The sequence below is a fragment of the Pustulibacterium marinum genome, from assembly GCF_900116665.1.
GTDB lineage: Bacteria > Bacteroidota > Bacteroidia > Flavobacteriales > Flavobacteriaceae > Pustulibacterium > Pustulibacterium marinum.
The window spans coordinates 1-20,353 of the sequence record NZ_FPBK01000021.1; the positions used below are offsets into that span (position 1 = coordinate 1).

The 20,353-nt window shown below is 37.1% G+C and carries 24 protein-coding genes; 16 read left to right on the forward strand and 8 right to left on the reverse strand.

The features are described from left to right. The 16 genes from tnpA to BM383_RS17670 form a co-directional block, all read left to right on the forward strand. The coding region (gene tnpA / locus BM383_RS17595; protein WP_093026471.1) for an IS200/IS605 family transposase at window positions 1-322 on the forward strand (322 nt) is incomplete at its 5' end. Window positions 323-462: 140 nt separating this feature from the next. Further along, on the forward strand, window positions 463-975 hold the full coding sequence (locus tag BM383_RS17600; protein WP_093026472.1) for a MepB family protein: 513 nt from the start codon (window positions 463-465) through the stop codon (window positions 973-975). A 531-nt stretch (window positions 976-1,506) separates the two neighbouring features. Continuing rightward, window positions 1,507-1,731: a hypothetical protein gene (locus BM383_RS17605; RefSeq protein ID WP_093026473.1), complete on the forward strand. Its 225-nt coding sequence runs from the start codon at window positions 1,507-1,509 to the stop codon at window positions 1,729-1,731. Next, window positions 1,728-1,919, forward strand: a complete 192-nt coding sequence (locus tag BM383_RS17610; protein ID WP_093026474.1) for a hypothetical protein — start codon at window positions 1,728-1,730, stop codon at window positions 1,917-1,919. Before BM383_RS17605 ends, BM383_RS17610 begins: the two co-directional genes overlap by 4 nt. A 162-nt stretch (window positions 1,920-2,081) precedes the next feature. Then, window positions 2,082-3,062 (forward strand): DUF6624 domain-containing protein, encoded by a 981-nt coding sequence (locus BM383_RS17615; protein WP_093026475.1) that lies wholly within the window; start codon window positions 2,082-2,084, stop codon window positions 3,060-3,062. Window positions 3,063-3,142: 80 nt separating this feature from the next. Continuing rightward, entirely contained in the window at window positions 3,143-3,967 is an 825-nt protein-coding gene (locus BM383_RS17620; protein ID WP_093026508.1) for an alpha/beta hydrolase, read from the forward strand. Next, entirely contained in the window at window positions 3,967-4,656 is a 690-nt protein-coding gene (locus BM383_RS17625) for a cyclase family protein (RefSeq protein WP_093026476.1), read from the forward strand. The genes BM383_RS17620 and BM383_RS17625 overlap by 1 nt, the downstream gene beginning before the upstream one ends. 77 nt (window positions 4,657-4,733) lie before the next feature. After that, complete coding sequence (locus BM383_RS17630; RefSeq protein WP_093026477.1) at window positions 4,734-5,447, forward strand: hypothetical protein; 714 nt, start codon at window positions 4,734-4,736, stop codon at window positions 5,445-5,447. A 39-nt stretch (window positions 5,448-5,486) separates the two neighbouring features. After that, on the forward strand, window positions 5,487-6,275 hold the full coding sequence (locus BM383_RS17635) for a hypothetical protein (protein ID WP_093026478.1): 789 nt from the start codon (window positions 5,487-5,489) through the stop codon (window positions 6,273-6,275). Window positions 6,276-6,379: 104 nt separating this feature from the next. Beyond that, window positions 6,380-6,970, forward strand: a complete 591-nt coding sequence (locus tag BM383_RS17640; RefSeq protein WP_143106464.1) for a hypothetical protein — start codon at window positions 6,380-6,382, stop codon at window positions 6,968-6,970. 213 nt (window positions 6,971-7,183) lie between these two features. Beyond that, entirely contained in the window at window positions 7,184-7,654 is a 471-nt protein-coding gene (locus tag BM383_RS17645; protein ID WP_093026480.1) for an SRPBCC family protein, read from the forward strand. Between the two features lie 84 nt (window positions 7,655-7,738). Continuing rightward, window positions 7,739-8,206 (forward strand): META domain-containing protein, encoded by a 468-nt coding sequence (locus tag BM383_RS17650; RefSeq protein ID WP_093026481.1) that lies wholly within the window; start codon window positions 7,739-7,741, stop codon window positions 8,204-8,206. Window positions 8,207-8,358: 152 nt separating this feature from the next. Further along, a complete protein-coding gene (locus BM383_RS17655; RefSeq protein ID WP_093026482.1) occupies window positions 8,359-8,721 on the forward strand; it encodes a DUF2200 domain-containing protein in 363 nt (120 codons plus the stop codon). Between the two features lie 81 nt (window positions 8,722-8,802). Then, entirely contained in the window at window positions 8,803-9,462 is a 660-nt protein-coding gene (locus tag BM383_RS17660) for a DUF4349 domain-containing protein (protein ID WP_093026483.1), read from the forward strand. Window positions 9,463-9,471: 9 nt separating this feature from the next. Next, complete coding sequence (locus tag BM383_RS17665; RefSeq protein WP_093026484.1) at window positions 9,472-10,149, forward strand: hypothetical protein; 678 nt, start codon at window positions 9,472-9,474, stop codon at window positions 10,147-10,149. Window positions 10,150-10,187: 38 nt separating this feature from the next. Continuing rightward, window positions 10,188-10,721: an RDD family protein gene (locus tag BM383_RS17670; protein ID WP_093026485.1), complete on the forward strand. Its 534-nt coding sequence runs from the start codon at window positions 10,188-10,190 to the stop codon at window positions 10,719-10,721. 133 nt (window positions 10,722-10,854) lie between these two features. Here BM383_RS17670 and scpA read toward each other — a convergent pair whose 3' ends face one another. From scpA to mce, 8 genes are read right to left on the reverse strand one after another with little or no spacing between them, the layout of a single operon-like run. Further along, window positions 10,855-12,996 carry a methylmalonyl-CoA mutase gene (gene scpA / locus BM383_RS17675; protein ID WP_093026486.1) on the reverse strand — a complete coding sequence of 714 codons (2,142 nt, stop codon included), beginning with the start codon at window positions 12,994-12,996 and terminating at the stop codon, window positions 10,855-10,857. Between the two features lies 1 nt (window position 12,997). Further along, window positions 12,998-14,824, reverse strand: coding sequence for a methylmalonyl-CoA mutase family protein (locus tag BM383_RS17680; protein ID WP_093026487.1), 1,827 nt, complete (start codon window positions 14,822-14,824; stop codon window positions 12,998-13,000). A 37-nt stretch (window positions 14,825-14,861) separates the two neighbouring features. Beyond that, window positions 14,862-16,169 (reverse strand): acetyl-CoA hydrolase/transferase family protein, encoded by a 1,308-nt coding sequence (locus tag BM383_RS17685; RefSeq protein WP_093026488.1) that lies wholly within the window; start codon window positions 16,167-16,169, stop codon window positions 14,862-14,864. A 13-nt stretch (window positions 16,170-16,182) separates the two neighbouring features. Next, a complete protein-coding gene (locus tag BM383_RS17690; protein ID WP_218157964.1) occupies window positions 16,183-17,472 on the reverse strand; it encodes a sodium ion-translocating decarboxylase subunit beta in 1,290 nt (429 codons plus the stop codon). A 47-nt stretch (window positions 17,473-17,519) separates the two neighbouring features. Next, window positions 17,520-17,939, reverse strand: a complete 420-nt coding sequence (locus BM383_RS17695; protein ID WP_093026489.1) for a biotin/lipoyl-containing protein — start codon at window positions 17,937-17,939, stop codon at window positions 17,520-17,522. A gap of 1 nt (window position 17,940) precedes the next feature. Beyond that, window positions 17,941-18,291, reverse strand: coding sequence for an OadG family protein (locus tag BM383_RS17700; RefSeq protein WP_093026490.1), 351 nt, complete (start codon window positions 18,289-18,291; stop codon window positions 17,941-17,943). Between the two features lie 12 nt (window positions 18,292-18,303). Further along, window positions 18,304-19,866: an acyl-CoA carboxylase subunit beta gene (locus BM383_RS17705; protein ID WP_093026491.1), complete on the reverse strand. Its 1,563-nt coding sequence runs from the start codon at window positions 19,864-19,866 to the stop codon at window positions 18,304-18,306. Window positions 19,867-19,910: 44 nt separating this feature from the next. Next, window positions 19,911-20,321, reverse strand: a complete 411-nt coding sequence (gene mce / locus BM383_RS17710) for a methylmalonyl-CoA epimerase (protein WP_093026492.1) — start codon at window positions 20,319-20,321, stop codon at window positions 19,911-19,913. Window positions 20,322-20,353 lie beyond the last annotated feature (32 nt).

Below are 20,353 nucleotides of genomic sequence, written 5' to 3' on the forward strand. Positions count from 1 at the left end.
TCGCGAACTACTGATACAAATATGTGATGCAGAGGGGATTGAAATCTTAAAAGGAGTTGTAAGTCAAGACCATGTGCACATGCATATAGAATATGCTCCTAAATATAGTATAAGCTCAATAGTGAAACAAATGAAGGGAAGAACATCAAGGAAACTTCAACAAGAGTTTAGTTCACTGGGTCATACTTACTGGGGAAAACATTTTTGGGCAGTAGGTTATGGAGTGTGGAGTACAGGAAATGTAACAGACGAAATGGTAAATGAGTACCTAGAGCATCACCGTAAAGATTCTTCAGATAATTCTAATTTTATATTAGAATAGAAATGAGGGACTTTTAGTCCCTCGTGTTATCAAACCTCTGGACTTTGAGTCCAGAGTGGTTTAGTTTAAAAAAGAATAAAGAAGATGGTTGGTTTAGCCAAGGTTTGTAATTTTGAAAAGCTAACCAAAATGCAATTTATATGTCGGCATCTGAAGTATTACATACAAATCTTCTAGCAGTGGATACACAGATTTATACCAAACTATCTTTAAAAATAACAAGCATGCGTCCTCTAAAAGAAGGAACTGAATATGAGGCTTGTGAATTTGTATTAAATGGTTTGAAAATACATTCGAGAAGTGCTAAAATAACTCCTACTAAACTAGGTCAATTTGTGACTTTTTGGAAACGAAATGAACAAGGTGCCACAACTCCGTATTCAAATGATGAATTTTTTGATTTTTTGGTGGTGAATACAAGATTGGGCGATCGTTTAGGGCAATTTGTGTTTCCAAAATCCGTATTGATAGCACAAGGTTATATTACATCAGCAATGAAACCTGGTAAAAGGGGCTTTAGAGTATATCCCGCTTGGGATACAGCAGTGAATAAGCAGGCTGTAAAAACTCAGCAATGGCAATTACAATATTTTTATGAAGTATGCCCACAATTAGATTTGAATGTAGTACGCACGTTGTATACTTTGGAATAAAGGTGGTTTTGTTTTTATAAATAAAGAGTTTGGTATTTGAAAGTTATATCTTTATAAGATTAAAGAGTTGTAATTCTATATGAAATCGGTTCGTAGAACATTAGATCTTTTAGAGTATATACGTTACCAAATCATTTTGCTATTGCACATATGGGATAGGCATAGCACCACTATAAACCATTAAGAAATTTGCTCCGATATGATCAAATACTTTTGTAAATAAAAAGATACCGCTTATTCTAAGGACTAAGGTGAGTAGGTTTCTGTTGGTCATGTTGTTTATGATATAAATCGAATTGTGAAGGTATTACATTTACCCATAAAAATAAAATTTTTATGGGAATTAGTAGTATAGAGAGGATTGATGATTTAAGTACTTGTTTGTTGAGTAGATTTAGAACACTAGTGATGGTAGATATTTATTTTTATTGGTGGAGGGCTTGGAGTGTAAAAGTTGTATATTGCTGTAAATAAAAAGTATTTATGCGTACTTTGTCAGTAGATAGCCTTGAATAATTAAATATCAATATCATGAAAAAAAAATATCTTGCTGTAAAATCTTTAACTATTGCAGTATTTGGCGTTCTTGGAATGTTTTCTTTGTTAATGTTTCCATTTTTAGTTGGCGAAAACGATGCAGAAACTTCCCTTATTGGTTATGGATATGTAGGTTTGTTGTTTACTTCCATCACTGTAATTTATTTGATGGTTAGAAAAGATGTAACTTATAATCACCATCAATTATTTATAAAATGAGAAAGAAATTACCAGTTATAATTCCGCTTGTTGTGTTCAATGTATTTACAGCATCGGTATTTTTTGGAAAAGGAATGCAAAGTGGTCCTGAAAGTTGGCGCTTCTACGCATCTTTAACAGGGTTTCTCATTGCTGCTTTTTTCTTAGTGCTAGTCTTAAGTAGAACTGAAAATTTCAAAACGAAGTAATTTTTATTAGAAGATAGTTTGGTTTGTATAGCGTTTTTCTTAATAATTTTCTAGTAGCTTTTTCAATTGACAGAAGAAAAAACGTATAAAATAGTATCTTAGCTATTCTATGATGCAGACGTTTTATTTAAACAATTATTAATAGCGAGTATACCATACGCCATGAAAAAACACCTAAGATTACTGACGCTTTTGATATGTTTTGGGCTTACAATTGCTTTTGGACAAGAAAAGCAAACAAGTAATAAATTGATTGAAGAAGCCATGCAGTTTTATAATAGTAAAGACTATGTAACATCTGCCGAAAAATTTGAAAAAGCTTTTTTGATATCTGGAGATAAAATTAACATACTATACTACTATGTTGCGGCGTGTTCCAATGCATTGGCCCAAAACCCGGATACTGCTTTTCAACAATTATTCAAAATTGTAAAAGATCCTTATTTTGAACATCCTGAAGATATTATGACCAATGCAGATTTAGAAATACTCCATCAGGATGAACGTTGGAACAAGCTTGGTGAACTTATTAAAATAACTAAGAAAAGGAAAGAGGCTTTGTATGACAAGCCTTTGATGGCTATGCTGGCTACTATTTCCAATGACGATCAAAAGTACCGGGAGGAATTGGATGTCATTATAGAAAAATATGGCTGGGATTCTGATGAATCAAAAGCACTTGTCAATAAGTTAGAGGAGCAAGACGCTTTGAATCTGAAAAAAGTAACAAAAATATTAGATGAGCGAGGTTGGTTGGGGCCGGATGTTATTGGCCTAGATGGTAATATGACATTATTTTTAGTGATTCAACATTCCGATCATGAAACACAGGAAAAGTATTTGCCAATGATGCGAGATGCTGTAGCTAAGGGAAATGCCATAGCATCCAATTTAGCCTTGTTAGAAGATAGGGTTGCCTTAGCTAATGGCGAGAAACAAATTTATGGGAGTCAGCTAAAAACAAATCCTATAACAGGTATTAACTATGTGTATCCCATGATAGATCCAGATCATGTGAATGAAAGACGATCGGCTATGGGGCTAGGAACTATAGAAGCGTATGTTGCTATGTTTAATATAACTTGGGATGTACAAGCCTATAAAAAGAGCCTGTTGGAGAGAGAAGCTCCATCGGAGAATTAATTTTTATTAGAAGATAGTTTGGTGTATAAAAGTTGTATCTTGCTAGCACATATTCATAACCATCGTTAAATTCAAAAGTGATGAAACATCAATTGCTGAGTATATTATTGTGCTGTATAGTTCAGCTTTCTTTGGGTCAAGCATTACCTGAAAAGGTTCAGGAACATGATTTTACAATAGGGAAATCAGTTTCTATTGCATCAACGGTATTAAACGAAACTAGAACGTTGAACATTTACCTTCCGCAAAGTTATACGACGGACAGTATTCAAAAGTATCCTGTTATTTACCTGTTAGACGGTGGTAAAGACGAAGATTTTATACATATTTCGGGCCTTGTGCAGTTTGGTTCTTTTTCATGGATAAACATGCTACCGGAATCTATTGTAGTGGGCATAGCGAATGTAGACAGGAAACGAGATTTTACTTATCCGTCCAATAATAGCTTAGATCAGGAAGAATTTCCAACCTCAGGAGGTTCTGAAAACTTTATCGAGTTTTTGGAAAATGAAGTTCAACCTTTTATAAACGCTACCTATAGAGCTACTGACACCAAGACTTTGATAGGACAATCTTTAGGCGGACTGTTAGCTACGGAAATTTTGTTTGAAAAGCCCATTCTTTTTGATCATTACATTATTGTGAGTCCCAGTTTATGGTGGGATGATGAAAAACTTTTAGATAGCACACCCAAGATATCTGAAAACGTAACATCAATATACATTGCTGGAGGAAAAGAAGGTGAAGTGATGGAACGTACAGCCAAGGAACTCTATACGCTTTTGCAAAAACATCGGTCTCCAAATACGCAGGTATATTATGAATTTTTAGAAGATAAAACTCATGGCGATGCTTTGCATATGGCAGTGTATCATGCGTTTGAAACCATTTTTAAAACGAAGTAATGGAAATTATAGATTTGAGTCAGGAAATTTATGAGGGGATGCCTGTTTATAAAGATCTTCCACAAGTAAAAATGAGTATTCACAATTCTCACGAAGAGTGGAGCGGCATTGAAAATCCTACAGTAAAAACTCCCGCTGTTCATAAGTTGGAACTTGGCGAGCATACAGGAACCCATGTAGATGCTATAAATCATATGGCTATTCAGCATAAAGGAAAATCTATAGATACCATGCCGTTGTCTATGTTTTATACAGAAGGTATTTGTTTAGATTTTTCACATAAAGGACTCAAAGAACTTATAGACACTCATGAGATAATAGCAGCTTGTGAAGCAGCAGCACACACTATAAAAAGGGGCGATACCGTATTGTTTTATACAGATCATTACAGAAAGCATTTTGCCAGTGAACACTGGGGGAATGGTCCCGGATTAACCATTGCTGCTGCACAATGGCTTGGAGAAAAAGGCATTTCGGCATTTGGCGTAGAAACCATGTCACCGGGAGTGCCGGGAATATCTAACAAACAAGTGCATCATATTTGTGGTGAAATGAATTTTACCCATTATGAAAACTTAATCAATCTTCATTTGTTAATTGGTAAAGGACGTTTTAGATTTATTGGACTACCTTTAAAAATAAGAGGAGGTACAGGATCACCCGTAAGAGCTGTAGCGGTATTTGAATGATGAACATTTTCAATAGTGATAAATGCTTGTAATAATTAGGATTTAGAATTAACGAAGGAACGTAAATTCACTATTTTATGAAGAATAGCAAAACCATAAAGTATTTGATGATAGTGCTGGCTATTTCCATTTTCACAGTTTTTACATTGCATTGGAGTGGGGTAAAATTGCCAGTATTTTTCAATGACCCAACGGAATTGGTGACTGGCAAAATAGTTCAGGTAGCATTGAAACCATCTGCTCTGGTAAGGTTTGGTTTTGTACATGATCAGGAAATAAAAGTTCTGTTTACGTTGCGAGATAGTAGTTATATAGGTACTTATGTTTTTAAAAGTCCTAATAAAACGCTGGCTGTTGGTGATAGTGCACTGTTGAAAGTATCTAAAAAGACAACAGAAGTGGTGGATGTTGTACAAGTATCATCAGGAAAAAAATATCCAGACTGGAATACACTTGTTTATGCGTATAGCGGTAAGGAAATGAAAGAGTACATTAGTTTTAAGAATGAAATATTTTCTTTAAAAAGTTTTAAAAAGGATCGATATCAAAATGCTGAAGTTCTAGGAGTTTTTGAACCACATCAAGACACGCTAAAGGTGAAGTGTATTCAAAGAATAGCTCCCGATGGTTCAGTAGCTTATTTTTTGAACGAAAAAAGCAAGGAATTTAAGTATTTGATAAGACCAGATGAACTTATTGATGTACAGAACCAGAAATCATACAAGCGTTCTCAAATACATACAACTGTTTCAGATAGTATTGTGGTTCGTTCGGTATCGGGAGTAAATTAGTTTAATGATTTAATAAAAATAATTTTAAAATACATATCAATGAAAAAGGCAATCATCATACTATTCGTTTTAATAAGTAGTATTCAAACAGGTAATGCTCAATCTGATAATATAGCGATAAAAACAGAGGGCTTACAGGAAGCTAATTATTTAAAAATGAATGATTTTTATTTAACGCACTATTTATATCTAGATCTTTTCATACGTGAAAATTTGTATCTCGAAGCTACGGTTGAAGATGTTTCCGCTGTTATAAAGGCCATTAAAACGTATGTTTCTCCTGATAACAAATTGGATATAGAAATAAAAAAACCTGGTAAGCAAAAATATATCATACGTTTTGTACTGTTACAGAAAGATGGTAAAGAGTTATTGATCGCTTTTACCAATTGGACTACAGAGAAAAAGAAATTTGAGAAAGAAATAAAATTTGAAAATAACTCCTACACACGTTGGTATTTTTTAAATGGTAGTAAAATGACGTACCGAAAAGATATGTCTACCGAAAATGATTATACTTCAATGACTCCGTTAGATTTAGCAAATGCATATTTGTTTGATGAGCTTGCAGATAATGATGCTCAAATAGAACCACAAATAACCAATGTTTTGGAAGAAGAAGGAGTAAGCGTTGCAGATGAAATTTATGCGAGATTACTGCTTTTGAAATATGAAATTTTTAGAGATGATTCAGAAGGTATAGAAATGCAAGTAAAACACCTTGATAAACTATTTGAAAGTAATGAAACCTCTATGGATTTAAGAGGTTGGAAATCGGCCTACGATATGACAAAATTTCAAATAGCACTGACTAAAGAATTGGAATAATGCATACCTATAGCAAGGCAATCAGTTATAAATAGGCAACAAATTTGGGGTATGTTTTATATGAAAAAAGTATCTTTAATAATCGATACCTAATACCATTGGCTATGAACAAACAATTGCTAAAATGCTTTCTAGGATTACTATTCTTCATGCAACTTTCGATGGCCCAACAGGATGTAGAAGTTACTTTCATGCTAGAAAACCATGCTAGTATAGAAACTTATTTGGAAGCTCAACAAGTCAGCTTTTTTGAAGGAGAACTTGCCACGTTAAAAGGATTTGAAAATTTTGTTGCCTTTAGTAAAGTTGGTAAACTTGCCGTACCAGAAGCTTATTTTTTCAATGCTCAAGGGGAATTGATTAAAAACAGGAACAAAGGGGTAAGTTGTGGTGCTACTATAAAAAAACTTGCCAAGGTAGCCCACATGAAAACAGACCCTACCCAAACTTTAGAAGACTTCTTAAAAGATGTTCATATATTGGACCAGCGTACTTTTATGGAGGATGGAACCACGCTGTATGTAGTGATCAATTGGGCTAAGTTTTTGAGTGAACAAAGTGAAGTGTCTTTTAATTGGTTCAACAGTTTGCATCATTCCGATACTTTAAAAGTAAAGGTATTGTTGTTGAACTTAGACTTGCAAGAAGCATGGAATATGACGCAAGATCAAAAAGATTTTTTAGGAGTTTTGTAACCCTATAACTGACTTATTCATTTGTTTTTATCCTCTTTCTAAGCAACCTTCTACAAGTACTACGCTGTGATTCCTTTTGAAAAAAAACCTATCAAAAGCGGCTCACACCGTTTGGCCTGTAAATAGGAGTAGAATATTTATTTTAATTCAGCAGTATTTTTATAGCAAGTTAAAAATGGTATCTTCCCAAAACCATCAAAACTTTTAGATTTTATGCCTGTAATAGAACTGCAAACCTATATCAAAGCAAACAGAGCTATTGTTTTTGACCTGTCAAGGAGTATCGATTTACATAAAATTTCTACGCAACATACTCATGAAGAGGCTATTGCCGGAAAAATTACAGGACTGATTGAGTTGCATGAATCAGTGACCTGGAAGGCTAAACATTTAGGCGTATACCAAACGTTAACGTCAAAGATTACAGCCATGGAAAAACCTCAATTTTTTGAAGATCAACAAGAAAAAGGTATTTTCTCGTATTTTATACATGGACATTTTTTTGAAATTCAAGACGATGACACATTGATGATCGATCGGTTTGAATACCAATCTCCTCTAGGTTTTTTGGGTAGGTTAGCGGACAAACTTTTCTTAGAAAAGTACATGACACAATTATTGCAAAAGCGGAATGCCATTATCAAGGAATTTGCAGAATCCGGTAGGTGGAAAGAGGTGTTATAATAGCTACTTAACTATTTTATAACATACAGGCACGCAACCTATTGCTAGTTTGAGTATCTTTTTTAAAACAAATAGAAAAAGCAGATGAAAACTACAATTAAAATGGTAAGCTTATTAGTAGCATTGGTACTAATTACAATGGCCTGCGGTAATCACAATGATCCTCTATATTATGATGAGCAGTTGGCAGGTGATTGGAAGGTAAGTTATTATATGCAAGATGATATGCAGATCACAAAAGAACAACAACCTACATGGCCTACAGTGAATGATGGTGAAATTACTGCTAGTTTTTCAGAACCAGCCACCAATGCATCTGGAGGTATTCAAGGAATTGCTGTTTCTAATATGTACAATGGTACTTACACCATCACAGATCATAACAACATTACGTTTACCAACTTGGTGTCTACCTACGCCGCTGAACCCGAATGGACTACGCTTTTTCATGAACTGACTTATGCGACACATTTTGTAATTGATGGGGAACAATTGTTTATTTTCTGTAGTAATGGAACTACTGAAACTACTATTGTGTTCAATAAATACTAGTTTTTGGAATAGCATTATAAAGTATTTAGATAGGACCATTCATTTAAAAAATAAGATAGTTCTACGAATATTTCATCTCGATTATTGAGTAAAAAGGTTCTTGCCTTTCTTTAAAATTTACTATTTTGGTTTCGATTTAAAGAGAATATGTTATGAGTATTACCACACCAGAACATGATGCCAAAATAGCCAAGATAACTTTTGCATCGGTATATCCACACTACGTAAACAAAGTAGAAAAAAAGGGCCGTACCAAAGAAGAACTGCACCAGGTGATTACTTGGTTAACAGGTTTTGATGACGCGATGATACAAGAATTGATTGACACCAAAGTTACTTTTGAAACGTTTTTTGCAAAAGCAACGCTCAACCCAAATGCACATTTGATCAAAGGTGTTATCTGCGGGTATAGAATCGAAGATATTACCACACCGCTCACGCAACAAACCCGTTATTTAGATAAGTTGGTAGATGAATTAGCCAAAGGCCGAAAAATGGAAAAGATTTTAAGGTAACATAAATGTTCTTTTTTATTAATAGAAAATAGGTCTGTGTTTTTATGACATAAAGTGGTATCTTTCCCAAAAGACTATTTTATGAAAAAACAGATAGGAATACTAGCTTTATGTTTTATGGCTTTGGTAAGTTGTACGGCTACTCAGCAATCAGCATATAGTGAAACCGGATCTCGAAGTACAATAAATTACGGATTAGATGATACTTCGCAGGAGATGGAGCGCAAAATCTTGTATTCCGCCTATATTTCTCTAGCTGTAGAAATACCAGATAGTACCCAATCGGCAATTAAAGCAATCGCTAAAACCTACAAAGGGTACGTACAAAAATCAAGTAGCAACCAAATGGTAATTCATGTAAAGAGTGAAGAATTAGACGCCGCACTAACGGCTATTGAATCTTTGGGGAAACTTAAAAGTAAGAATGTGTCAGGAAATGATGTGACTACTTCATATTTTGATTATAAAATTCGTTTGGAAAATGCTGAAAAGTCTAGAGAGCGCTATTTGCAACTTTTGGACAAAGCAACGAATGTTTCTGAAATGGTACTTATAGAAAAGGAACTAGAACGCTTGAATGAAACCATAGAATTGCTTAAAGGAAACATCAATCGTATAGATCATTTTGAAGAATTTTCATCGATTACTATTTATTTTACTGAACGAAAAAAACCGGGAATTCTGGGGTATGTAGGTATTGGGCTGTACAAACCTATTAAGTGGCTATTTGTTAGAAATTAAGTATTGGCTATGAGCAGTAAACTACAATACACGAATCGAGTTTTACTTAGTATTGCTTTTGGTATAGCAAATATACTTTGGTTTAAAGCTCTTTATGATATTTATAAATATCAGGAAATTCGGCCTCATTTTCATTTTCCGAAGGTGTTCATTGTACTTTTTATTTTAGGAGCGTTAGTAACTACTTTCTTGTCAATTTTTTGTTTAAAAAGTGTTTGGAAAAAGGGTAATCAGATTACACCTGTTGAATGGTCTTGGCAACTATTAATGATTTGGCTTTCAATCCCCATTTCAGTAGTTTGTACCAGTTTTGTGTGTTATTGGGGTACTATTTTTAGATCACCTTATTGGATTAGTACCATCATTAGACAAGGTTTGCTTATCGTACCTGTTTTGGCTGCGATCGTATATATAACCAAAAAGAAAGAGAGCGGTATTTTTATATTATTACTCACAGGGTTTTTATTATTAATACCCAATGATGAGTGTTACAATGTATTTAATTATTGGTGGATAGATTTTGTTGGTGCTTCGCCATTAACATATTTACCCACACTTTTTGTTATCTTGTTTGCTATAACAGCACTTTATGGCAAAAACAAATATTTTATACTTATGGTGGTGTATGGTTTATGCGCTTCGGCTCTGGTTATTAGTTTGGGGCATCGCATTCATTGGCTGTGGTAACTAGTACATTTTAGATCTTAAAAAACAATTAAGCAGTAATGGAGAGAATTTCAGAATTATATACAATTCAACAAGTAACCAGAAGAAAGCATCTTGAAGGAGAAAGACATTTGACAGAAGAACGTCCCTTTCAAGTACCGCTTGATGTAAATGTATCGGTACTTTACAAAAGAGTTTTTGCCAAATTGATAGACATGGGAATCATTACACTGTTAATGTTCGGCCTACATACCATGAACCTCCTAAACAGCGATGATGTTTTTTTACTTTTCAGTATTTTATTTTTTGGCACTATTGTATTTGTTGGATGTGTAGAATCCATACTAAAAACATCTCCTGGGAAAGCACTTTTAGGGCTTATGGTTGTAGATGATTACGGAAATAAGTTGCCACTTGGTTTTACCATTTACAAGAATATCATGGCTTTTGTTTATGCTGTTTTCTATACCATTGTATCATTGGGTAGTACAGGTATTGATAGTTATGAAAACTGGCAAGAAAAAAGAAAATTTCATGTGTTGAAGCGAAATCAATTTAAAAATATTCAAGAGATGATGCGTATGGCTGAATAAGTTTGATAAATTCACCAACTTTAATCTTTTACATCACGAATTCTGAACATAGGAAGCACACTAAAAAGTAACCCCTCGCAGCATCGCCACAAGGGGTTGAAAGTTGAAAGACTCATTTTTTAAGGACTTATGATTACTTTTCTTCTTCGGTAACCATTAATTTTTTCATCATAATCTGAGCACATTTTGGAATCACAGATCCCGGACCAAATACTTCAAAGATACCTCTGTCATACAGGTATTGGTAATCTTGTCGTGGAATAACGCCACCTGCAAAAACTAAGATGTCTTCCCTTCCTAGTTTTTTCAATTCTTCTACTAGTTTCGGAATGAGTGTTTTGTGTCCGCCTGCTAAAGATGATGCACCAACAAAGTCCACATCATTTTCAGCTGCTTGTCTGGCAACTTCTTCCGGAGTTTGGAAAAGTGGCCCCATATCTACATCAAATCCCATATCGGCAAAAGAAGAAGCAATCACTTTCGCACCACGGTCGTGCCCATCTTGTCCCATTTTAGCAATCATCACACGTGGTTGACGCCCTACTTCTTCAGAAAAGATGTCAGTCAATTGACGAACTTTTAAAAACTCATCGTCATCACCAGTTTCTTGAGAATACACTCCCGAAATAGTTTTTACAATGGCTTTGTGTCTACCAAAATGTTTCTCCATAGCATCAGAGATTTCTCCTAAACTAGCACGTTCGCGAGCGGCATTGATGGCTAATTCTAACAAGTTGCCTTCTCCTGTGCGTGCACATTCAGAGAGTGCTTCCAATGCTTTCTCAACCGCTTCGGTATTGCGTTCGGCACGTAGTTTCTGTAAACGCGCAATCTGACTATCACGTACGGCAGTGTTATCTACCTCTAATACTTCAATTTGAGATTCTTCGTCTACTTTGTATTTATTTACGCCTACCAAAACATCTTTTCCAGAGTCGATACGTGCTTGTTTTCTGGCCGAAGCTTCTTCAATTCGCATCTTAGGCAATCCGGTTTCAATCGCTTTTGCCATTCCGCCAAGCGCTTCAATTTCTTGAATATGCTTCCAGGCTTTATCAATCAATTCCTGCGTTAAATATTCTACATAGTAACTACCAGCCCAAGGGTCTACCACTTTGGTCATGTTGGTTTCATCTTGAATATACAACTGCGTATTACGAGCAATACGCGCCGAGAAATCGGTTGGCAAGGCAATGGCTTCGTCTAGCGCGTTGGTGTGCAAACTTTGGGTGTGCCCGCAAGCTGCAGCCATGGCTTCTATACAAGTTCTACCCACATTGTTATACGGATCGGCTTCGCTTAAACTGTAACCACTGGTTTGTGAGTGGGTACGTAGCGCCATGGATTTAGGGTTTTTAGGATTGAATTGTTTTACAATACGCGCCCACAATACACGAGCGGCTCGCATTTTTGCAATTTCCATAAAGTGATTCATTCCCACAGCCCAGAAGAACGATAAACGAGGCGCAAACTGGTCTATGGTTAATCCGGCTTCTGTTCCTGTTCTCAGGTATTCTAAACCATCCGCTAGGGTATAAGCTAATTCAATGTCAGCGGTAGCTCCGGCTTCTTGCATGTGATAACCAGAGATGGATATAGAATTGAAACGAGGCATGTTTTGACTGGTGAACTTGAAAATATCTCCAATGATCTTCATGGAAGGTTTGGGTGGATAAATGTAAGTATTACGCACCATGAACTCTTTTAGAATATCATTTTGAATGGTTCCGCTCAACTGATCCATAGCAACTCCTTGTTCTTCCGCAGCTAAAATATAGAACGCCATGACTGGAATTACGGCACCATTCATAGTCATGGAAACCGACATTTTATCTAACGGAATATCATCGAACAAGACTTTCATGTCTAGAATAGAATCAATGGCAACCCCTGCTTTTCCTACGTCTCCCTCTACACGTGGGTGGTCAGAATCGTATCCACGGTGGGTAGGAAGGTCAAACGCAACCGACAATCCTTTTTGTCCGGCTGCTAAGTTTCTTTTATAAAACGCATTGGATTCTTCGGCAGTAGAAAACCCTGCATATTGGCGAATAGTCCAAGGACGATTGGCGTACATGGTGGAGTAAGGCCCCCGTAAAAAAGGTGGTAATCCTGCTCCGTAACCTAAATGTTGTGCATTTTTAATATCGGCTCTGTCAAACGCTTCTTTTACAGGGATATGTTCAGCAGTTTGCCAGGGAATGTCGCCTTTTGCTGCCTTTTTCGTATGGGCAGTAGCTGGCATTTGTATGTTGGTGAAATCTGGTCTTTTCATCTTACAAAGTTTTAGAAGTTTCAAAAAGCAGATTCTGATATTCTGTCAACGCATCAATAGCGTTTACTTTGATGTGAATAAAAGAATCTACTCCAACAGTTGTTAATTCGTCTACAATAGCCGCAGGATAGCCTGCCAATACCAATTGTTTGTTGGGTGCTTTGGCTTTGAAAGCGGCCGCAAAAGTAGCCGCGTCGGTTTCATAATCAGGATCGGCTGCACACATCACTACGATGTCTGCTTCACTTTTAGCAGCGTTGCTGGCAAGTTGTTGAAGGTCTGGAGCAGTAAACTCACCAAGCATTTGGAAACCTGCAACGCCAAAGAATTCGGCTGCAAATGTGGCTCGTGCTTTACGCATGGCTAAATTACCAAAACAAGCCATGTACACTTTAGGAATGTAACCGGTAGCGGTTTGATGTTGTAAGGTTCGTAAACGTAAAGCATCAAAAGCCTGTGTAGCTCTTTGCGGACTCAAAACTGTTGCATCGTTGTTCAGATGTTCAATTTCGGTTACACTAATGTTTTCAGTAGCATTCGGATATTTATTGGTACCCACAAATACTTTTTTACGAGCTGAAATGTCTTTTAACTTTTGAGATGCCGTAGCTTGAATGCTTTCTGTAATGAATCCTGCTTCAAAAGCAGCTGCAAAACCACCTTTGTTTTCTACTTGCTGAAATAACTCCCATGCTTTTTGGGCAATGTCTTCCGTTAAGTTTTCGATGTAATACGAACCCGCAGCCGGATCGATCACTTTATCAAAATGTGATTCTCCTTTAAGTAGGTTCGATAAATTCAACGCAATACGATGACTAAAGTCCGATGGTTTTTCAAAGCTGCTGTTGTGCGGTTGAATCAACAAGGCGTCACAACCGCCCAACAACGCAGCCATCGCTTCTGTAGTGTTGCGCAATAAGTTTACATTTGGATCGAACAATGATTTGGTCCACAAACCGCTGGAAGCTAAGATGGTTGCTTTTGCTTCTGTTAGTCCGTAAGTTTGTGCAACCGTTTGGTATACCAATCGTAAGGCTCTTAGTTTGCTTATTTCAAAGAAATAATCGCCACCAATAGCGGTATTGAAAAGTACTTCATTTAATAATGTTTTCGCATCAAACTCCGTAAGCGCTGTCAATTCCGTTAGATAATCAACTAGTTTATTGGCTAAGAAAGCAACTTCCTGCACATTGTTAGCACCGCTGTCTGCAAATGCATGTGATGGTAAGGTGATACCAAAAAAGTTAGGAAGCGTTTGTGTTACTTTAATAACGTCAGCATAGGGAGTGAAATCTGGAATAGCTCCGGTCAATGCATAGTTTTCTAACACATCAGCCTGGTAAAACCCTTTAATATCATCAAGCGCCACGCCGTTTTTTTGACAATAGGCAACATATTGTTGTAATACATCAGCATTAGGAGTAGCGGTTTTAAACGATACTTGCAAACTAGCCAATGGTAAGTTTTGTAACAACGTGTTGAGGTTTGTACTTTCCGGATTTTTCAAATAGAATAGAATTCCGCTCGTATCAAAATCTAACATTTTAACAGCTAAACGATTCGCTTCCGAAGCATCTTCTACTGTAATTTCTAAATAATTTACCCAAGTACGAGTAGTGCTTTCAGGTAGATTCAGTTTATCGGAGGGCAAAGCTTTGCCTTCAGTATCTTCTTGTGTGTAAAATGGTTGTACCGGAATACCTTCGTAGGTTTTCCAAACCAATTTTCGGTCAAAATCAGCACCTTTGAGGTCTTCAATGACTTTTTGTTTCCATTCTTCCTTAGAAAGAGGGGAGAAGGTTTGTTGTAAATTAAGTTCCTTTTCCATGATGGATATGAATTAATTATATTGAAAAGCAGTGCGTTTACACGTTTACTGCTGAATTGTTAAATGAAACGAAACTGTTTCCAAAGCGTTCAAAAGCAGCTCTGTCTAAAGATTCTCTTGAGTTAGGATGCGCTACATCTATCAAAGCTTTGGCACGTTGTGCTAAGTTTTTACCTTTTAATTCTGCTACTCCGAATTCGGTTACCACATATTGAACGTGTGCTCTGGTAGTTACTACTCCGGCACCGGTTTTAAGCACCGGAACAATTTTAGAAACGCCTTTTTGAGTGGTAGAAGGCACTGCGCAAATGGCTTTTCCGCCTGGAGACAAAGCCGCTCCACGCATAAAGTCCATTTGTCCGCCCACACCAGAGTATAAGCGTGTACCAATACTATCGGCACAAATTTGTCCGGTAATATCTATTTCTATTGCGGAATTGATGGCGATGGCTTTTGGATTTTGGCGAATCACTGCAGTGTCGTTTACAAAAGCAATGTCCATCATCCACACTTCTGGATTGTCATCCATAAAGTCATATAATTTGCGAGATCCCATAGCAAAACCAGAAACAATTTTGTTTGGTAAAACAGCCTTTTTAGAACCATTAACCACACCTTTTTCAATTAAAGGAAGAATACCTTCGGAAAACATTTCGGTATGAATTCCAAGGTCTTTGTGGTTGGTTAAGCAAGAAAGCACTGCGTTTGGAATACCGCCGATACCCATTTGCAGGGTAGAACCATCTTCAATCATATTAGCTACGTGTGTACCAATTAGCTGTTCTTCTTCTGAAGGAGCTCCCGGAATCAATTCGTGTAAAGGATCGTCTACTTCCACACAAGCATCAAAACGATCGATGTGAATAATACCGTCTCCCATGGTTCTGGGAACATTTGGGTTGATTTGTGCAATCACTGTTTTCGCAGATTCAAGTCCGCCAATCATAATATCTACCGAAACACCTAACGAGCAATAACCGTGTTTGTCTGGAGGTGAAACGTTGACAAACGCAACATCAATAGGCATGATACCACTTCTGAATAAATGTGGAATATCACTTAAAAATACCGGATTGTACTGCGCATATCCTTGTTGCACAGCTTTACGAATGTTGGCTCCCATAAAGAAACAACTCGTTTTAAAGCTGTCTGCATATTCGGGTAGGGTATAGTCTATATAACCTTCTGTGTGCAAATGCACAATTTCTACATCTCTTAATTCCGAAGCTCTGCCAACCATTGCTTTTAAAAGCGTTTGGGGTGTGGCTGCAGCAGCTTGTACTAGAATACGGTCGCCAGATTTTATTAATTTAACGGCTTCCTGGGGTGTTACATAATTTCTCATAATAGTTCATTTTTTATCCTAAAAAGCTTAATAAGATACCTGCTGCAACTGCACTTCCTATTACTCCGGCTACGTTGGGTGCCATGGCATGCATGAGCAAGTAATTGGTTTTATCATATTTCAATCCTTCTATATGCACAACACGCGCACTGTCTGGTACTGCTGAAACTCCGGCTGCACCAATTAAAGGATTGATTTTGTTGTCTCCTTTTAAGAAAAGGTTCATGAATTTGGCAAACAACAATCCGCCCATAGTAGCAATCACAAAAGAGATAGCTCCTAATCCGAAGATTTTCATAGAATCAAAGGTTAAGAAAACATCGGCTTGTGTAGAAGCACCTACGGTAACTCCTAATAGAATAGTGATGATGTCTATCAATTTGGTTCTTGCAGTTTCTGCCAAACGCTCTGTATGTCCGGATTCTTTCAAAATATTTCCGAAGAAAAGCATTCCTAATAGTGGAAGGGCAGAAGGCGAAATAAAGGTGGTAAGCAACAAACCTGCGATAGGGAAAATTAGTTTTTCTCTTTTGGAAACCGCTCTTGGTGGTTTCATTTTGATGACTCTTTCCTTTTTGGTGGTCAACAATCGCATAATGGGAGGTTGAATTACCGGAACCAATGCCATATAACTATAAGCCGCAATGGCAATAGGGCCGATGAGGTTTTGAGATCCATTTAAACCGTTAGCAAGTTTTGAAGAAAGGAAGATAGCCGTTGGGCCATCTGCACCACCAATGATACCAATGGCTCCGGCTTCTTGCAAAGAGAAACCAAGATAGATGGCACCAAAAAAGGTAAGGAACACACCAATTTGCGCGGCAGCTCCTAACAACATCAGTTTAGGATTGGAAAGCAGCGAAGAGAAGTCGGTCATGGCTCCGATACCCAGAAAGATGATGGGAGGGTAGACTCCCTTCAACACTCCGAAATACAGATAGTTTAATACCGATCCGGTTTCGTAAATTCCAATTTGGTTGCCTGCTACAAACGGAATATTCCCAATGAGAATCCCTGTTCCGATAGGAATGAGCAGTAAGGGTTCGTAATCATAATTAACGGCTAGGAATATAAAAAACAATCCTACCACAATCATGATCAAGTGTGCCGGTGTTACGTTCGCAAAACCGGTATAGCTCAGAAATACTCCAATACCGTCAATAGCTCTTTGGAATAAAGAACTGTCTGTGCTTATTTCTGAACTTCCTGTACCAACAAACTGCGCTAGTGCAAACCCTGTGATAAAAAAGGCAAGCATGGCAAGCACCAGTTTATTGTATGTTCTTTTTTTTGTATTACTCATGATACTATATTTTTTGTTCGACTTCTAATGAAACTAGGTTCTTTTCGCTAGCCGATTTCCAGTAAGACATCTCCTTGTAGCACACTGCTACCATTTTGTACTAAAATGGATTTTACCACACCAGAGCTTTCTGCTTGAATGGTATTTTCCATTTTCATGGCTTCCAGTATAATCAGGTCGTCTCCTGTTTTTATGGTATCACCAACATTTACACACATTTTAAGAACGGTTCCCGGTAGTGGTGCAATGATCTTTTTCACAGATTTATCTGTTTTTAAAGCACCAACATTGGTTGTTTGTTTAGGTTCTGCACGTACCAATCTAGGTGTTTTGGTGGTGCGCAGTTCTTGTTCCATTTCCACTTCATAAGCAGTACCGTTCACCTCCATTTTTATCAGGTTGCTTTCTGCTTCTTTGATATGAACGTTGTATGTATTCCCGTTGATATTTAATTTATATTTTTTCATTTTATCGATTGTTAAATTGATGGGTCACATAGATTTTACTGCTCCAAGGTGAATAGTTTTTTGCTACGGAATTGATAGTTACAATAGCGTTTTCCTGATCGTGTGCTTCTTCAAGAAAAAGATACACTGCAGCAGAAACGGCTGCCATTTGCTCTCCCGAAACATAACTTTTGGTTGATGTTTCGGACGTAGTTGGTTTCGGAGCTGGTTTTGGCTTTTTCACAAATAGATTCAAAACTTTCGGTAGTAGTGTGAAAAAACAGAACAGTAAAACTAACGCCATAAAAACAATGAGCATACCTACCAGTAAAATCACGAACCCTTCTTCTAAATTTGCATTTAAGAATAGCATAATGATTAAATTTTAAAGTGGTAGATTATCGTGTTTCTTAGGAGGGTTTACCTCTTTCTTGGTAGCCAGAGATTCTAAAGCTCTAATAATTCTAAAGCGCGTATTTCTAGGCTCTATGATATCATCAATAAATCCGTATTTAGCAGCTAAGTAAGGCGTAGCGAATTTTTGAGAGTATTCATTTTCTTTTTTCTCAATAAACTCAGCTCTTTCTTCTGCATCTGGAATAGATCTTAGTGTTTTTCCTTCTAACACTTCAATAGCGCCTTTGGCACCCATTACTGCAATTTCGGCTGTTGGCCAAGCGTAATTTAAATCGCCTCGTAATTGTTTACAGCTCATTACATCGTGTGCACCACCGTACGATTTACGAAGTGTGATGGTAACTTTTGGCACTGTTGCTTCGCCATAAGCATATAATAGTTTGGCTCCGTGAATAATAATTCCGCCGTATTCTTGAGAACTTCCCGGTAAAAATCCAGGTACATCTACCAAGGTTACTAATGGAATGTTGAAAGCATCACAGAAACGTACAAATCTTGCTGCTTTTCTAGAAGCGTTGATGTCTAACACACCCGCTAAAAATTTAGGTTGATTGGCTACAATACCAACAGGTCTACCGTTGTATCGAGCAAAACCTACTACAATGTTTTTAGCATAATTGGCTTGAACTTCTAAAAATTCACCATAATCGGTGGTTGCAGAGATGACATCTTTGATGTCGTAGGGTTTATTGGCATTCTCAGGAATAATTTCATTGAGCACATTTTCTAAACGATCAATAGGATCTGAGCAATCAATAACCGGAGGATCTTCTAAATTGTTTTGTGGCAAATAACTCATTAGTTTACGAATAAGGAGTAAACCTTCTTCTTCGCTTCCTGTTAAGAAATGAGAAACACCCGATTTGGTAGCGTGTACATTGGCACCCCCCAAATCATCGGTAGAAATCACTTCACCAGTTACTGATTTTACTACTTTAGGCCCCGTAACAAACATGTACGATGTTGCTTCGGTCATCATAATAAAGTCGGTTAGGGCAGGAGAATACACCGCACCACCGGCACAAGGACCAAAAATGGCTGAAATTTGTGGGATAACGCCCGATGCCATAATGTTACGTTGAAAAATTTCGGCATAACCAGCAAGTGATCGAACACCTTCCTGAATACGTGCACCACCAGAATCGTTGAGTCCAATTACAGGTGCCCCAATTTTCATGGCCTGGTCTAAGATCTTGCAAACCTTGTTCGCAAACGTTTCCGAAAGTGATCCACCGAAAACCGTAAAATCTTGACTAAACACAAAAACAATACGTCCGTCGATAGTTCCTCGACCGGTTACAACACCATCGGAGTAGTATTTTTCGTTTTCAAGACCAAAGGAGTGCGATCTGTGGGTTACAAACATATCGTACTCTTCAAAGCTATCTTCATCTAATAAAACTTCGATACGCTCGCGAGCCGTTAGTTTGCCTTTGTTGTGCTGGGCATCAATTCTGTTTTGTCCACCACCTAATCTTGCTTCTTCCCGTTTGTCAACAAGTTCTTTAATTTTAATACTAGTTATAGACATAGTATGGGGTGATTTTAAAAATGTTATGTTAGTTTTCTTTTAGTTTATGCTTCTTTGTTTTCACACAATTCGGTTAGGACACCGTGCGTAGATTTTGGGTGAAGAAACGCGATGTGTAAACCTTCCGCTCCTTTTCTGGGAGTTTTATCGATGAGTCTTACATCTTTGGTTGCAGCATCTTCCAATTGTTTTTCAAGATTGTTTACTGCAAAGGCAATGTGATGAATACCTTCTCCTTTTTTCTCAATGAACTTGCCTATAGGTCCATCAGGAGCGGTACTTTCCAGTAGTTCTATTTTGGTTTGACCAATTTTAAAAAATGCTGTTTTAACTTTTTGATCGGTTACCTCTTCTACAGAGTAGCATTTTAGTCCTAGAACGTTTTCGTAATAGGCAGTAGCTGCTTCAAGATTTTCTACTGCAATACCAATGTGTTCAATATAATTTAAATCCATAATTCGATTATTAGAAAATTTATTACTAAGTT

Bases quoted from the DNA above. Each gene is read 5' to 3' on its own strand.
- BM383_RS17600 (WP_093026472.1), top strand. From the start codon at position 463: ATGTCGGCATCTGAAGTATTACATACAAATCTTCTAGCAGTGGATACA.
- BM383_RS17605 (WP_093026473.1), top strand. From the start codon at position 1,507: ATGAAAAAAAAATATCTTGCTGTAAAATCTTTAACTATTGCAGTATTT.
- BM383_RS17610 (WP_093026474.1), top strand. From the start codon at position 1,728: ATGAGAAAGAAATTACCAGTTATAATTCCGCTTGTTGTGTTCAATGTA.
- BM383_RS17615 (WP_093026475.1), top strand. From the start codon at position 2,082: ATGAAAAAACACCTAAGATTACTGACGCTTTTGATATGTTTTGGGCTT.
- BM383_RS17620 (WP_093026508.1), top strand. From the start codon at position 3,143: ATGAAACATCAATTGCTGAGTATATTATTGTGCTGTATAGTTCAGCTT.
- BM383_RS17625 (WP_093026476.1), top strand. From the start codon at position 3,967: ATGGAAATTATAGATTTGAGTCAGGAAATTTATGAGGGGATGCCTGTT.
- BM383_RS17630 (WP_093026477.1), top strand. From the start codon at position 4,734: ATGAAGAATAGCAAAACCATAAAGTATTTGATGATAGTGCTGGCTATT.
- BM383_RS17635 (WP_093026478.1), top strand. From the start codon at position 5,487: ATGAAAAAGGCAATCATCATACTATTCGTTTTAATAAGTAGTATTCAA.
- BM383_RS17640 (WP_143106464.1), top strand. From the start codon at position 6,380: ATGAACAAACAATTGCTAAAATGCTTTCTAGGATTACTATTCTTCATG.
- BM383_RS17645 (WP_093026480.1), top strand. From the start codon at position 7,184: ATGCCTGTAATAGAACTGCAAACCTATATCAAAGCAAACAGAGCTATT.
- BM383_RS17650 (WP_093026481.1), top strand. From the start codon at position 7,739: ATGAAAACTACAATTAAAATGGTAAGCTTATTAGTAGCATTGGTACTA.
- BM383_RS17655 (WP_093026482.1), top strand. From the start codon at position 8,359: ATGAGTATTACCACACCAGAACATGATGCCAAAATAGCCAAGATAACT.
- BM383_RS17660 (WP_093026483.1), top strand. From the start codon at position 8,803: ATGAAAAAACAGATAGGAATACTAGCTTTATGTTTTATGGCTTTGGTA.
- BM383_RS17665 (WP_093026484.1), top strand. From the start codon at position 9,472: ATGAGCAGTAAACTACAATACACGAATCGAGTTTTACTTAGTATTGCT.
- BM383_RS17670 (WP_093026485.1), top strand. From the start codon at position 10,188: ATGGAGAGAATTTCAGAATTATATACAATTCAACAAGTAACCAGAAGA.
- scpA (WP_093026486.1), bottom strand. From the start codon at position 12,996: ATGAAAAGACCAGATTTCACCAACATACAAATGCCAGCTACTGCCCAT.
- BM383_RS17680 (WP_093026487.1), bottom strand. From the start codon at position 14,824: ATGGAAAAGGAACTTAATTTACAACAAACCTTCTCCCCTCTTTCTAAG.
- BM383_RS17685 (WP_093026488.1), bottom strand. From the start codon at position 16,169: ATGAGAAATTATGTAACACCCCAGGAAGCCGTTAAATTAATAAAATCT.
- BM383_RS17690 (WP_218157964.1), bottom strand. From the start codon at position 17,472: ATGAGTAATACAAAAAAAAGAACATACAATAAACTGGTGCTTGCCATG.
- BM383_RS17695 (WP_093026489.1), bottom strand. From the start codon at position 17,939: ATGAAAAAATATAAATTAAATATCAACGGGAATACATACAACGTTCAT.
- BM383_RS17700 (WP_093026490.1), bottom strand. From the start codon at position 18,291: ATGCTATTCTTAAATGCAAATTTAGAAGAAGGGTTCGTGATTTTACTG.
- BM383_RS17705 (WP_093026491.1), bottom strand. From the start codon at position 19,866: ATGTCTATAACTAGTATTAAAATTAAAGAACTTGTTGACAAACGGGAA.
- mce (WP_093026492.1), bottom strand. From the start codon at position 20,321: ATGGATTTAAATTATATTGAACACATTGGTATTGCAGTAGAAAATCTT.